Source organism: Winogradskyella luteola (assembly GCF_019203985.1).
GTDB lineage: Bacteria > Bacteroidota > Bacteroidia > Flavobacteriales > Flavobacteriaceae > Winogradskyella > Winogradskyella luteola.
The window spans coordinates 100,207-113,189 of the sequence record NZ_JAGSPD010000005.1; the positions used below are offsets into that span (position 1 = coordinate 100,207).

The following is a 12,983-nucleotide window of genomic DNA, read 5'->3' on the forward strand; positions in this document are numbered from 1 at the left end:
CAAAATCTAATCATGTCTATTTACACTTTCAGCATTCCAGAAATTACACCTCTTGCCACCAATTCTTGTTCTTCGTTGAGCATTTTTACTTTACATTTCAATTTATTAAAACGAAACATTTCCTTTTCTGAAATTACCGTGACTCTCTCTTTAGGTAAAACCGGTAAATAAAAATCCATTTGATGAGACGTCAACGCAATTTGTGGATTTACGTTTTCATTAAGCTCATTGCTTAACAAATAAATACCCAAACAAACCAAGCCAATTTGTGCCATACATTCTGTAAGAATAACACCTGGCGTTATTGGGTTGCTTTTAAAGTGCCCCTTGTAGAAAGTTTCATCTTCTTTGAAGGTGTAACGTCCTATTACGCCATTTTCTGAAATAGATTCGATCTCATCCACAAATAGAAATGGATTTTGATACGGTAAAAGATTTATGATTTCTTCTTTTTTCATTTTATTTCCCGTTAAATCGAGAATCTAATTTTAATTATAGTATTATTAGACCTTTCAGGTTTTAAAAACCTGAAAGGTCTTCATTTAACTTAAATGTTCTCCTCCATCTACGGGAATAATTGCTCCTGTAATCCAAGAGGCTTCATATTTACTTAATAAATACACCACATTCGCCACATCTTCTGGTGTAGTTAAGCGTTTATTAGGATTTCGGTTTAATGTATATTCAATAATCTTGTCACTTCCGGGAATCATTCTCAATGAAGCTGTGTCCGTTACTCCCGCTTGTATACAGTTCGCCTTAATGCCGTATGGTGCAAACTCCAAAGCAATATTTCTAGTAATAGCCTCTAAGGTTACTTTAGCTGCCGAAACAGCTGCATAATTTTGCCAAGCCTTTGAGTTACCTTCACTTGTAAAACTTACAATTCGTGCATCTTCAGAAAACAGTTTAGCTTCAAATATAGCTTTGGCCCAATCATATAAACTAATTCCCATAGCCTGTATCGTGAGCGTAAAATCATCGTGTTTAAGTTCAGGATTTCTGTCTGAAACCATAGGTTTTAGATTGCCTTTAGCAACACTGTGTACCACTATTTTTATTCTTCCAGAGTTAACCAGAACCGTTTTTAATGCTTCAATAATTTCTGCTCGTTTTTCAGCTTTAAACGCATCGGTATTAAAGGATTGAAACTGAACTCCTTCTTTTTTAATTTTTTCAAATTCTTTTTTAATAATCTCTTCCTTTATTCGCGGACTACGATAAACAATACAAATATTCATACCATGGTTGGCTAACTTTTTTGCTGTTGCCAAACCCAAACCACTACTTCCTCCAAGTATTAAAGCCCAATAATTTTTATCTTTAAACTCTTTCATGTTCACCATTCTAATAAAATTCGTTGTGCCGAAAAACCTGGCCCAAAACTTAGCATAATTCCCTTATCCCCTTTAGGTAAGTTTTTATCCATAAACCGTTCTAAAACATAAAGTACCGTAGCACTACTCATGTTTCCGTAGAGCCTTAAAACCTCTTTTGTATCATCTATATTCTTACCTAAATTACCGAATAAATCTTCAACCGTTTGAACAATTTTCTTGCCTCCGGGATGAAATACCAAATGATCAATATCTTCAATTGTTAAACCATTCTTTTCTAAAAACGGATGGATAATATTCGGAAAGTGATCTGCTATGGTCTGTGGCACCGACTGATCCAATACCATTTGCAAACCCGTATTTTTTAATTTAAATCCCATCATGTGTTCTGCATCATAAAAATGATACATAGCTTCGTCTTTAATTTCTGGACCAACTTCATCTTCGTGTGACGATAGAATAACGCTGGCACAACCATCTCCAAAAATAGCTGTACTTACAATATTTACCATCGAATAATCATCGATTTGAAATGTTGCTGTTGGCGATTCTACAGCAATGACAACTGCACGTTTATTAGGGTTGGCCTTCAAAAAATTCTTAGCATATAATATTCCCGAAACACCTGCTGCGCATCCCATTTCTGTAATAGGTAAACGCACAATATCCTGTTTTAACTTTAGGCGATTTATAAGGTAAGCATCTAAAGATGGAATCATTATACCTGTGCAACTTACTGTAATAATATAATCTAAATCTGTTGGCTCTAAATTGGCTTTACCTAAAGCTTTAAGCAAACTTTTCTCAGCCAGTTTAATGGATTCCCGAATGTAAATATCATTTTTTTCTTCAAAAGACGTTTTTAAAAACACCTCTTCTGCATCCATTATAGAGTAGCGTTTATCTACAGCTGCATTTTCGAATATCTTAAGGACTTTTCGTTTAAAGCGTTCTTCTTGGCCTTCGAGCCATAGTTCTACATAGGGCAGAATAGCTTTGGTTTCTCTGGTATATTTTGGAAGTTGCTTAGCAACTGATGTTATTTTTACTGCCATATTAATTTCCTGTGAAAACAGGAATCTGTTTTTTATTAATCGTTATTTCAGAAACACCCCTAAAATCCCCTCAATGGAGCAATTATGAGTATTAAGTTTTATTAAAAATTAGCCATTGGTAACGGAACGCCCATTTCCAATGAATTTGCGATTTAAGGTTTAACTGTTTTGAAATGTTCTCTAATTCCTTACGCTTAAATGCTCTTAAGATAGAAGTCAATCCATCTTGTACTATCATATGGTTTGAAATAACCAAGCCTAATAATTTAAATAAGCCATAGGCCATTTTATGACGATGCAAATCATTCACAACAATCCCAACCTTAACTTTTGAAATTATCTTTTTTAAAAGCATATGGATTTCATCTTTATTAAAATGGTGCAAAAACAAAGTTGATAATACAATATCATAATCTAAATTTTCGAAATCCTTAGAGAAAATATCTAGATTTTTAAATGACAACTCATCATAATCTTTAGACAATTCAACCGCATAATCAATAGCATCTTGATTGGCATCTATACCTATGAGATTGAACAAATAATTGTGTTTTCTGCCATAATCTGCTATCTGCCTCAATATATCTCCATGACCACAACCTAAGTCGATAATTGTATAGGTTTTACCCAAAGGTTGGTTTTTAAGTAGTTGTTTTAGACCATCTAATGTCACATAATTTCCACCTAGCCATTTGTTGATTTTGCCCAGCTTATCTAAAGTATCACGAAGCAATTCGCCCTTCATGGAAAAATCGTCCATAAGTTCTGTTTCGTTACTTCTATGTGTTGTGTCTATAAAAAAGCTCATTTTGTGTTATAGACCTTGACAGATGTCAGGCCTTGTTTTTAGTAACCATTGTTTTTCCATGCGTCATTTTTATAATCAACGGCACCAAAAAAGGCAACCATGTTAAAACTACGAGCAATTTTGGTGCTAGCCAATCTTGTCGGAATAAATAAGCAATGGTGTGACCAACTTTTAGACGCATGCTAAATGTTTTTTTCCACTTTTTAGAGTATAATTTTTCCAGTTCTTTTCTCGTAGAAATTTTTCCTTGAAGATAATCAATAATAAGGTCTGATGCTAATTGTGCACTTCGTATAGCCATACCCATGCCATTTCCACAAAGCGGATGAATCATCCCGGCTGAGTCACCACACATTATCATATGGTTCTCTATTGGGTTCTTGGTTTCAAACGAAATCTGACTTATGGTTAATGGCTTTTCAAATTCTAGATTAGACTTTTGAAATATCTCCTTTAAATCTAAATTTTTAAAGATGACTTCCTCTTGAAAAGTATCAATATCCTTATAGGTTTTAAATGCTTCGTAGTTGGTAATATAACACAGATTTATATGTCCATTCTCTACTTTGGATACACCACAGTAACCTCCTTTAAAGTTGTGAAGCGCAACCTTATCTTCAGGAAAATTCCCAGATACATGAATTTTTACGCCTAAGTATGGCGACCTTTTGGTAATAAATGATCTCTGAAACTTAATGTCTAAATTTGATCGTTTTCCAAAAGCACCAATTGCAATTTTTGAAATATAGTTTTTCTTTGATTTGGTCTGAATTTTAAATTGATTCCCCTGAAATACTATATCAACTACTTTGTCTTGAATAACTTCAGCTCCTTCTTTTAATGCCAACTGGTAGAGTTGAAAGTCCATTTCGTATCGGCTCATACCGAATCCGCCTAATGGTAATTTGGCTTTAATCTTCTTGTTGTTATGTGTCGTTAATTCAAATTTTGAAATGGTTGTTGCTCCAAATTCCAAAGGGTTAAAACCCAAAAAATTTAAATAAGATAGTATCTCGTTTGAGACATATTCGCCACAGACCTTGTGCCTGGGATAACTATTTTTTTCAATAAGTAAGACTTCAATATTATATTTTGACAAGTGGATAGCATTTGTCAGTCCTGCTAAGCCTCCGCCAATTATTATAACATCAAAGTGTTGTTTCATTACAGTTCTTTATAATGGGTAACATTGATTTTCACCGTTTTACTCATTACAAAACTACCGCCTCCAACATCAAAATCTCTACGGTTAATTTCAAAATACGAGGTGATTTTATAAGTTTCGTTAACTTTTTGAACTGAAAGTGGAATGGTTATCTGTTTGGTTTTTCCTTTGATAGTAAGATTAGCTGTAACCTCGTAATTGTCATTTTTTAGTGCTTTTATTTCTGTGCTTTTTAAAGTGATTTTGGGATATTTTTCTACATAAAAATAGTCTTCTTCCAAAAGGTGTTCATCTCTGCTATCGATTCCTGTTTCTATTGAAGATACAACGATAGCACTTGAAATATTATTCAGCTTACCTTCCATATCAAAATCAGCCGATATCGTTAATTCATTAAAATGGCCATCTACATTAATCCCTAGATTTTTAATGGTAAAGTCTATGCTAGAATCCTGAGCATAAAAATTTCCAAGACACAATATGTATATAGAGAGAATTAGAAGTCGTTGCATTATATAAAAATTACTCTGTTAAGTTACTGCACAACCAAAACACTTTAAAACGATTTAACGTTTTTCTATAAAACCTTTAAAATTCTAATATCTTGTTGCCTAAATTGAAAACTATCTCCTTCGCTTTTAGACATTAACAGCTTGCCTATAGGAGTTGCTGGTGAGACCGCAAAGAAGTGTTGCTCATCTATGATAATTTCTCCTGCACTTACGCCTATAAAATAGTTAGATTGTGTCGTGTAAACTACAGCTCCCAGAGCTATAGTGCTTTGCGCAATCTCAGGTTTTATTCTATTTAATAATTGATATTGTTTTTGGATTTCTGCGAGTTGCTGGCCAGCTTTTTCCCGTTCTAATTGTAGCATCGCTCTTCCTGTTTCGTGTTTATCACCAGCACTACTTTTGGTTTCAGATTGCAAGCTTTGCTCTATATCTGTAATACTATTTTTAACCGTTAATAAACGATTATCGATAAACATTTTACAGTTGTGATATAATTCTTGTTTTAATACTGTTTTCATTCTAGCAAATCTGCCAATTCCTTACCGACCAAACTACCAATGGCAACTCCCATTCCACCTAAACGCACACCACAATATACGTTTTCGCTAAGCTGTTTTACTATTGGTTTTTTTTGCTGACCCACACCCATTATGCCAGACCAACGCTGGTCAATTTCAAATTCTGTCTTTGGTAAAATCGTTGTTTTTAAAAGGTCTTCTAGTTTATCTTGAATGATCTTAGTCTGTCCAAACTCAGAAGTTTCCTCAGTTTTAAAGTCCAATTGTCGTCCTCCACCTAATAGAATACGGTTATCAATATTTCTAAAATAATAATATCCTTTATCTAAATGAAAAGTGCCTTCAATATGTAGATTTTTGATTGGTTTAGTAATTAAGACTTGGGCTCTAGCAGGTTTTACTGGCTCTTCAATAAGGTTTGAAGCAAATCCGTTTGTGGCAATTAAGAGTTTTGAAGTGGAAAATTCAAATTGGTCGGTTTCAATTTTTATTGAATCTCTATTGTCAGAAAACCCTTTAACAGTACAGTTGTTAAGTATTTTTACGCCTGCTTTCTGAACCTTTTGTAGCAACGTCATCATCATTTTTCCCGTATCAATCTGGCCTTCAAACTGATTAAAACTTACTTTAGTTTTAATGGTTTCAAACTTAAACCTGTTCTCTTCGAAGGAAAATACGTTGGCATTAAATATTGAATAAAGCAATTTATTAATACGTTCTTGATGACTCAAACAAGTGTTGTAAAGTTCATTATCGGACTTTAAGAATAGCTCATAACCACCTAGGGCTTGGTAAGCTATATCTTTATCCCCTAAGGTTTCCCTGAGTAATCTTAGACCTTTAATTCGCTTCTTAATAAGCTCTATGGTTTCGCCTTCGGAATGGTGTTTAAGATCTTCTATAATTTCGCTGAGGCTTCCAAAGCAGGCAAAGCCAGCATTTTTAGTACTTGCGCCTTGAGGTAGTATTCCTTTTTCAAGAATCAGGATCTTGGATTTTGGAAATCGCTCTTTTAACTGTAATGCGCAATTAAGACCTACTATTCCACTTCCTACTACTGTGAAGTCAATGTTAGATAACCAGGTTTTTATTTCCCAATATGATAATTTCATATAATAAAAAGGAATGGTCTAAGAAATATAGTTCTTTCTTTAGCTTCAACACTTTGATTTTACAACGTGTGAATTGCTCAGTCCTAAAGCTCAATGATACATTAACTTGCGTTTCAGACAATCTCCTTAAAAGGATGAATTTAATTTAGTCTACTATAATTTTCTTGGTCACTTTTTGTGAACCATCAAAAACGTTTAATAAGTATACACCCGACTGCGCATTACTAAGTGTTACAACCTCATCAAACCTACTTACCGTCGCAAACGCCTTAGTATAAATTATTCTCCCTCTAATATCGTAAACCTGAATCCTGATACTTTCACCAGATCTAGGATTGAAACCAATATTGAAACTTCCTTTGTTAGGGTTAGGATATATACTAAGGTTATCTATATCATATTCTTCAACCGATAAAGCGTCTGTGATTGCAAAAGTATCGGACACAGCATAGAATATATTATCTGCAGCCTCCACAAGAATTATAGCATTACTTGTATTGGCTATATTCGGAACTGTTATAGTGGCCGTTCCTGTATTTGGAACTCCTGATGCCAATGTTGTAAAAGTCAGGCCACCGTTTGTAGTAAATAAAATATTAACCGTTTGGCAATTTATAGGACTGGAATCCGTCTGACCAACAGCCCATGACACTTGCTGACTGGAGTTGGCTGGCCAAGATATCGGCGTGTTTACAGTGAAAGGAGTTGAAAAAGTTTGAACGTTCACTACCATATCATCCGACCCAGTTGCTGCACCTCCAACTTCGTTATCTCTCACCGTAAGAGAAAAGTTCATTGTTCTACCAACAGAAGGAATCACTTCCCAAGTTGTTGCCAATGAGCCAGATAAGACTGTACCTAAAGGTGGCATGTAACGGTCAGGTGATATTGACGGGTCTAGAGACCTAAACAAAGGGCCGTTATTATTTGTGGATTGTGGCGGCATCGTAGCAGGTGTAGTGTCTGTTTGCTCCCAACAATACGTTAATCCAGATGCTGTGTCTGCATCTGTAGCTGATCCTCTTAATACAAATGCAGTTGATACTGGAATAGTATAGTTGGCGCCAGCATTTGCAACAGGTGCTACATTATTAGTAGGACTACCTACAAAACAGACACTACTATTTCCTGAAGAAATATTTGCCCACATTTCTCTAATACTCTCTCCATGAAAATAGTCATCACTATTGTTTTGCACATTTGGATTGCAAATGCCTGCATAGCCCATAATTGTTGAAGCACTTCCTGGTTCTACAGATACACCTGAGCGTTGGCAATTGTTATTTTGAGTATGATTACCTCCATATTGGTGACCCATTTCGTGAGCTACATAATCGATATCGAAGGTGTCCCCCACTGGTGAGAACTGACCTGTAACACCTCTTGCTTTTGAGCCAGGAACACATGGCGAATTCAATGATGCTATTCCACCACCACCAGTACTAAAAACATGGCCGATATCATAATTCTCTGAACCAATATATACTGGGTCGCCTAAGCCATTAACAGCATCAAGAGTATCTTGATTCTGCCCAAGCATTGCAATACCACTGCCGTTGGTGTAAGGATCACTATTTACATCTGGTCCAAGAAAAATTACATTTTGATTATTGGCAACAATTACCATAGTTAATCCCAGATCTCTTTCAAAAACGCCATTTACTCTGTTCATAGTCGTATTCATTGCCGCTAATACACTTCCTACTGTTCCACCATGGAATTGGGCATATTCTACGGTACATGCCAAAGCTAAACGATATGTTCTTAGTACGCCGTCATTAGCATTTCTCTGAGCTGTGTATTCTTCGTCTGTAAGGTCGTAGCTAGATGGTTGATATTCTGTTTCACAAATAAATTCTTGTCTTGGCCCGTCTTCATTTGAATTTATAAATGAAATATATGTTTTTAGATCTGCAGTGTATGGTTCTATGAATACAGTTTTACCATCTGAGAGTACCATACCGCTAAATCCTTTTTGTGGAGATATGCTAAATCTAATTATTGCTGTAGGGTTGTCAATACCCTTGCCCACAAATGATCTTATTTCTGGAAACTGTTCTTGAAGCTCAGGCTCCATCAAAGAGGCTTCTTGTACTAAATAGGATTCTGGTTTCCCCAATTGATTAGGGAATTGTAACACTACACCTTGATGCTTACCAGATAAATGGCGTTGGGGAACATTTGCCAATTGCTGGTTCAGTTGATTGACATCGATGTTTATAAATGTAGAATATTTTGGGGTCTTTTTATAAAACGTTATGTTGTCTTTCTTTAAATCATCGGCGTTAGCGATTGACCAAGTTCTGTTTTTTACTTGTGCATTAAGTGAAAAGAAAAAAACTGTTAGTAATAAACTAAAAAATAGCTTAGGGCGATGGTTTTTCATAGTGTTATATTTTTAGTTGACTCTCAAAGGTAGCGTTATCTTAAGACTTTACAAAAATGACAGAGTTTTAGGGCTGATACAAATAATAAATTTAGTCGTAGTAAATTTCACTTCATTTCAAAAAAAAAGAGAAAAACAAAATTTAAATACCAAAAGAGCGGCTTATGGGCCGCTCTTTCTAATTATCTGTTTCTTCTTTTATCTTAAAATCTTCCATGAATTTAGTAGTATAGTTGCCTGCTAAATAATCTGGATGCTCCATCAATTGCCTATGAAATGGAATTGTCGTTTTTATGCCCTCTATAACAAATTCATCTAAAGCACGTTTCATCTTGTTGATTGCTTCTTCCCTAGTTTGGGCAGTAGTAATCAGTTTTGCAATCATAGAATCATAATTTGGCGGAATGCTATAGCCAGCATAAACATGAGTATCTAAACGCACACCATGTCCACCCGGAGCATGAAGCGTAGTGATTTTCCCAGGTGAAGGTCTAAAATCATTGAAAGGATCTTCAGCATTAATTCTACACTCTATGGAATGTAGATTAGGCGTATAATTTTTACCTGAAATTGGCACACCTGCAGCAACCAATATCTGTTCTCTAATAAGATCAAAATCAATAACCTGTTCTGTTATGGGATGCTCCACTTGTATACGCGTATTCATCTCCATAAAGTAGAAGTTTCTGTGTTTATCTACCAGAAACTCAACAGTTCCGGCTCCTTCATATTTAATATATTCAGCTGCTTTAACTGCTGCCTTGCCCATTTTAGTCCTCAACCTACTTGTCATAAATGGTGATGGCACTTCTTCCGTTAATTTCTGATGACGACGTTGTACGGAGCAATCCCTCTCTGATAGATGACATGCCTTACCACGAGAATCACCAACAACTTGAATTTCGATATGCCTCGGTTCTTCAATTAGCTTTTCCATGTACATATCGTCATTACCAAAAGCCGCTTTAGATTCTTGCCTTGCGGAATCCCAAGCGTCTTTTAAATCTTCGGGTTTCCAAACGGCACGCATACCTTTTCCACCTCCACCAGCAGTAGCTTTAAGCATTACAGGGTAACCTGTTTCTTTGGCAATTTTTTTACAGTCTTCAAAATCTGCTATGATACCCTCACTCCCAGGAACACACGGTACGCCAGCTGCTTTCATCGTTGCTTTTGCTGTGGCTTTATCACCCATTTTTGCAATCATTTCTTCAGATGCACCAATGAACTTTATACCATGCTCTTCACAGATTTTAGAGAACTTTGCATTTTCAGACAAAAATCCATAACCTGGATGTATCCCATCAGCGTTGGTAATTTCTGCTGCTGCAATTATATTTGATATTTTCAAATACGATTCGCTACTCGGAGCTGGACCAATACAAACCGCTTCGTCTGCAAACTTTACGTGTAAACTATCTGCATCCGCAGTAGAATATACAGCAACGGTCTTGATGCCCATTTCTTTACAGGTTCTTATAACACGTAGTGCTATCTCACCTCTATTGGCAATTAGTATTTTTTTAAACATAACTTTTCTTTTAAAAATTCAACTTCCAAGCACCAAATTCCAATAATTGGGTTTTGGGATTTGTAGATTGGAATTTTCAATTGTTATGATGGATCAACCAAAAATAAAGGTTGGTCAAATTCAACTGGAGAGGAGTCATCTACTAAAACTTTTACGATTTTTCCTGAAACCTCAGATTCGATCTCGTTGAATAATTTCATTGCTTCGATAACGCAAAGTACATCTCCTTCTTTTATATCTGTGCCAACCTCAACAAAAACAGGTTTGTCTGGTGATGGTTTACGATAAAATGTTCCTATAATTGGTGATTTTATAGTGACATATTTTGAATCGTCATTTGCTGGTACAGGAGCCTGTTCAGCAGGTGCCGCTGGTGCCGCTGGCGCTGGTGCTTGTTGTTGCACTACAGGTGCAGCATGCATTGGTACTTGCTGCACAATGGTTGTGTCGTTATCAGAACCCGTTCTAATTGTAATTTTAACATCATCCATTTCTAACTTAACTTCGCTTGCGCCAGACTTGGCAACAAACTTTATTAAGTTCTGAATTTCTTTTAAATCCATAGTATTTAGATATTTTTGTTAGTTAGTTTTTAATTTGGGTTATACGCCCATTTAAAATAAATTGAGCCCCAGGTAAATCCACCACCAAAGGCGGCAAATATAATATTATCTCCTTTTTTAAGTTGAGATTCGTAATCGTTTAACAATAATGGTAAGGTTGCAGAAGTGGTGTTGCCATATTTCTGAATATTCATCATCACCTTTTCTTCTTCTAAGTTAATTCTGTTAGCTGTAGCATCAATAATTCGTTTATTGGCTTGATGTGCCGCTAGCCAAGATACATCATTATTGGTTAAGTTATTTCGTTTTAAAATACGCTCTGCAACATCTGCCATATTAAAAACCGCATTTTTAAAAACTGTTTTTCCATCTTGAAAAACATAATGCTTCCCTTCCTTAAAAGTATTTTCATTTATTGGATAAGATGATCCGCCGTATGGAGCTTGCAAAAATTCTCGCCCAGCACCATTACTTCTCAACAATTCATCTTGTAGCCCTAAGCCTTCTTCATTTGGTTCAAATAGAACAGCTCCTGCTCCATCCCCAAAAATGATACAGGTAGCTCTATCCTTATAATCAATAAACGATGAGTTTTTATCTGCTCCTATTAAAAGTACTTTTTTGTAACGCCCAGATTCAATATAAGCTGCTGCTGTTGACATACCAAAAAGAAAACTTGAACATGCTGCCTCTAAGTCATAAGAGAATGCATTAACCGCTCCTATCTGAGTTGCTGTGTAGGCAGAAGTTGAAGCAGCTTTCATATCTGGTGTTGCAGTGGATACTATAACTAAATCTATTTCTTTGGGATCTAATCCTGTTTTTTGAATTAAATCTTCTGCAGCTTTTATGGCCAAAAATGAAGTGCCTTTTCCTTCTTCTTTAAGAATCCTGCGTTCTTTAATTCCAGTACGCGTAGTTATCCACTCGTCATTGGTATCTACCATGGTCTCAAGGATTTTGTTTGAAAGTACAAAATCTGGGAGATAACCTCCTACAGCTGTTATTGCCGCTGTGATTTTACTCATTATTAGCTTTTATATTAAATTAAAAGTATTGAAAAATGACAAAAATTAAGCGTTTTTAATCAATTTTCGGCAGTTTTTGGCAAATAATAATGCAAATTAAGCAGTTTTTGCCTTATTGAGAAAATAATAACAAAAAAAACGCTCACAAGTGAGCGTTTTATTATATGCGTGCATAATACCTATGCTAAATTTTCTTCTTCAGTAGAGTTGTCGATTAAAACTTGACCTCTGTAATACAATTTACCTTCGTGCCAGTGTGCTCTATGGTATAAGTGTGGCTCACCAGTAGTTGGGCAAGTTGCTATTTGAGGTACAGAAGCCTTATAATGTGTTCTTCTTTTATCTCTTCTTGTTTTTGATATTTTACGTTTTGGATGTGCCATTTTAAATGTTATTTATCCGTTAATAGTTTTTTTAAATTATTCCAACGAGGATCAATATCCTCTGATGATTTTGTTTTTTTGTCCTCATTTGGACTTAGTTCTTCCAATTTTGAAAGTATATCTGATTGCAACGTTCCGTCTTCAATACCTGGGTGCACACGTTTTACGGGCACTGCCAATACAATAAGCTCATAAATATACTGGGCTACATTAATTTCGTATTCGCCATGCGGTATAATCAATATGTCTTCATTATCATCATTATACTCTGAACCAAATTTAACGACCAACTTAAATTCGTCTTCAATTTGTTGGTTATAAGGCTCATTGGTAAGGTCGCAATTTACATTTACATAACCTGATGCTGAGAAATATAATTCTAATAATGTCGCTTTCTTAATGAGTTTTAAATTGATTTTTACATCAGCTTTATTAAACTCTTCATATTCAAAAGTATTAAAGAACGTATTGTTTATATCAAATTCAAAATTGTGTCCTCCTTCTTTTAATCCAACAAAAGGGATTGTAAATTCTTTTAATGCCTTCATTACCACACTCATTTTGAGCCTGCAAATATATAAA

14 protein-coding genes are annotated in these 12,983 nt (G+C 35.3%); all 14 read right to left on the bottom strand.

From position 1 onward, the window contains the following. Positions 1 to 20: 20 nt before the first annotated feature. The 14 genes from KCG49_RS07605 to KCG49_RS07670 all read right to left on the bottom strand — a co-directional run bounded on the left by KCG49_RS07605 (position 21) and on the right by KCG49_RS07670 (position 12,949). Positions 21 to 458, bottom strand: coding sequence for a 3-hydroxyacyl-ACP dehydratase FabZ family protein (locus KCG49_RS07605; RefSeq protein WP_218545591.1), 438 nt, complete (start codon positions 456 to 458; stop codon positions 21 to 23). Positions 459 to 542: 84 nt separating this feature from the next. After that, positions 543 to 1,337: an SDR family oxidoreductase gene (locus KCG49_RS07610; protein ID WP_218545592.1), complete on the bottom strand. Its 795-nt coding sequence runs from the start codon at positions 1,335 to 1,337 to the stop codon at positions 543 to 545. Between the two features lie 2 nt (positions 1,338 to 1,339). After that, positions 1,340 to 2,392, bottom strand: a complete 1,053-nt coding sequence (locus KCG49_RS07615) for a type III polyketide synthase (RefSeq protein ID WP_218545593.1) — start codon at positions 2,390 to 2,392, stop codon at positions 1,340 to 1,342. Between the two features lie 91 nt (positions 2,393 to 2,483). Continuing rightward, positions 2,484 to 3,200: a methyltransferase domain-containing protein gene (locus tag KCG49_RS07620; RefSeq protein ID WP_218545594.1), complete on the bottom strand. Its 717-nt coding sequence runs from the start codon at positions 3,198 to 3,200 to the stop codon at positions 2,484 to 2,486. 25 nt (positions 3,201 to 3,225) lie between these two features. After that, the gene (locus tag KCG49_RS07625) at positions 3,226 to 4,365 is read right to left on the bottom strand and encodes an NAD(P)/FAD-dependent oxidoreductase (protein WP_218545595.1); all 1,140 of its coding nucleotides are present in this window, start codon (positions 4,363 to 4,365) and stop codon (positions 3,226 to 3,228) included. Continuing rightward, positions 4,365 to 4,877, bottom strand: a complete 513-nt coding sequence (locus KCG49_RS07630) for a YceI family protein (RefSeq protein ID WP_218545596.1) — start codon at positions 4,875 to 4,877, stop codon at positions 4,365 to 4,367. The genes KCG49_RS07625 and KCG49_RS07630 overlap by 1 nt, the downstream gene beginning before the upstream one ends. Positions 4,878 to 4,942: 65 nt before the next feature. Then, positions 4,943 to 5,398, bottom strand: a complete 456-nt coding sequence (locus tag KCG49_RS07635) for a GreA/GreB family elongation factor (protein WP_218545597.1) — start codon at positions 5,396 to 5,398, stop codon at positions 4,943 to 4,945. After that, positions 5,395 to 6,510: an NAD(P)/FAD-dependent oxidoreductase gene (locus tag KCG49_RS07640; RefSeq protein ID WP_218545598.1), complete on the bottom strand. Its 1,116-nt coding sequence runs from the start codon at positions 6,508 to 6,510 to the stop codon at positions 5,395 to 5,397. The genes KCG49_RS07635 and KCG49_RS07640 overlap by 4 nt, the downstream gene beginning before the upstream one ends. A gap of 145 nt (positions 6,511 to 6,655) precedes the next feature. Next, complete coding sequence (locus KCG49_RS07645) at positions 6,656 to 8,896, bottom strand: zinc-dependent metalloprotease (protein ID WP_218545599.1); 2,241 nt, start codon at positions 8,894 to 8,896, stop codon at positions 6,656 to 6,658. Positions 8,897 to 9,074: 178 nt separating this feature from the next. Further along, complete coding sequence (accC, locus tag KCG49_RS07650) at positions 9,075 to 10,427, bottom strand: acetyl-CoA carboxylase biotin carboxylase subunit (protein WP_218545600.1); 1,353 nt, start codon at positions 10,425 to 10,427, stop codon at positions 9,075 to 9,077. Positions 10,428 to 10,510: 83 nt separating this feature from the next. Further along, positions 10,511 to 10,990 (bottom strand): acetyl-CoA carboxylase biotin carboxyl carrier protein, encoded by a 480-nt coding sequence (gene accB, locus KCG49_RS07655; protein ID WP_218545601.1) that lies wholly within the window; start codon positions 10,988 to 10,990, stop codon positions 10,511 to 10,513. 29 nt (positions 10,991 to 11,019) lie between these two features. Further along, on the bottom strand, positions 11,020 to 12,018 hold the full coding sequence (locus KCG49_RS07660; RefSeq protein ID WP_218545602.1) for a beta-ketoacyl-ACP synthase III: 999 nt from the start codon (positions 12,016 to 12,018) through the stop codon (positions 11,020 to 11,022). Between the two features lie 179 nt (positions 12,019 to 12,197). Further along, a complete protein-coding gene (gene rpmF, locus KCG49_RS07665; protein ID WP_218545603.1) occupies positions 12,198 to 12,401 on the bottom strand; it encodes a 50S ribosomal protein L32 in 204 nt (67 codons plus the stop codon). A gap of 8 nt (positions 12,402 to 12,409) precedes the next feature. Continuing rightward, complete coding sequence (locus KCG49_RS07670) at positions 12,410 to 12,949, bottom strand: YceD family protein (protein WP_218545604.1); 540 nt, start codon at positions 12,947 to 12,949, stop codon at positions 12,410 to 12,412. Between the last annotated feature and the right edge of the window lie 34 nt (positions 12,950 to 12,983).

Excerpts from the sequence above, each read along its gene's own strand:
- KCG49_RS07605 (WP_218545591.1), bottom strand. The coding sequence starts at position 458 with ATGAAAAAAGAAGAAATCATAAATCTTTTACCGTATCAAAATCCATTT.
- KCG49_RS07625 (WP_218545595.1), bottom strand. The coding sequence starts at position 4,365 with ATGAAACAACACTTTGATGTTATAATAATTGGCGGAGGCTTAGCAGGA.
- rpmF (WP_218545603.1), bottom strand. The coding sequence starts at position 12,401 with ATGGCACATCCAAAACGTAAAATATCAAAAACAAGAAGAGATAAAAGA.
- KCG49_RS07640 (WP_218545598.1), bottom strand. The coding sequence starts at position 6,510 with ATGAAATTATCATATTGGGAAATAAAAACCTGGTTATCTAACATTGAC.
- KCG49_RS07645 (WP_218545599.1), bottom strand. The coding sequence starts at position 8,896 with ATGAAAAACCATCGCCCTAAGCTATTTTTTAGTTTATTACTAACAGTT.
- accC (WP_218545600.1), bottom strand. The coding sequence starts at position 10,427 with ATGTTTAAAAAAATACTAATTGCCAATAGAGGTGAGATAGCACTACGT.
- KCG49_RS07670 (WP_218545604.1), bottom strand. The coding sequence starts at position 12,949 with ATGAAGGCATTAAAAGAATTTACAATCCCTTTTGTTGGATTAAAAGAA.
- KCG49_RS07620 (WP_218545594.1), bottom strand. The coding sequence starts at position 3,200 with ATGAGCTTTTTTATAGACACAACACATAGAAGTAACGAAACAGAACTT.
- KCG49_RS07630 (WP_218545596.1), bottom strand. The coding sequence starts at position 4,877 with ATGCAACGACTTCTAATTCTCTCTATATACATATTGTGTCTTGGAAAT.
- KCG49_RS07610 (WP_218545592.1), bottom strand. The coding sequence starts at position 1,337 with ATGAAAGAGTTTAAAGATAAAAATTATTGGGCTTTAATACTTGGAGGA.
- accB (WP_218545601.1), bottom strand. The coding sequence starts at position 10,990 with ATGGATTTAAAAGAAATTCAGAACTTAATAAAGTTTGTTGCCAAGTCT.
- KCG49_RS07635 (WP_218545597.1), bottom strand. The coding sequence starts at position 5,398 with ATGAAAACAGTATTAAAACAAGAATTATATCACAACTGTAAAATGTTT.
- KCG49_RS07660 (WP_218545602.1), bottom strand. The coding sequence starts at position 12,018 with ATGAGTAAAATCACAGCGGCAATAACAGCTGTAGGAGGTTATCTCCCA.
- KCG49_RS07615 (WP_218545593.1), bottom strand. The coding sequence starts at position 2,392 with ATGGCAGTAAAAATAACATCAGTTGCTAAGCAACTTCCAAAATATACC.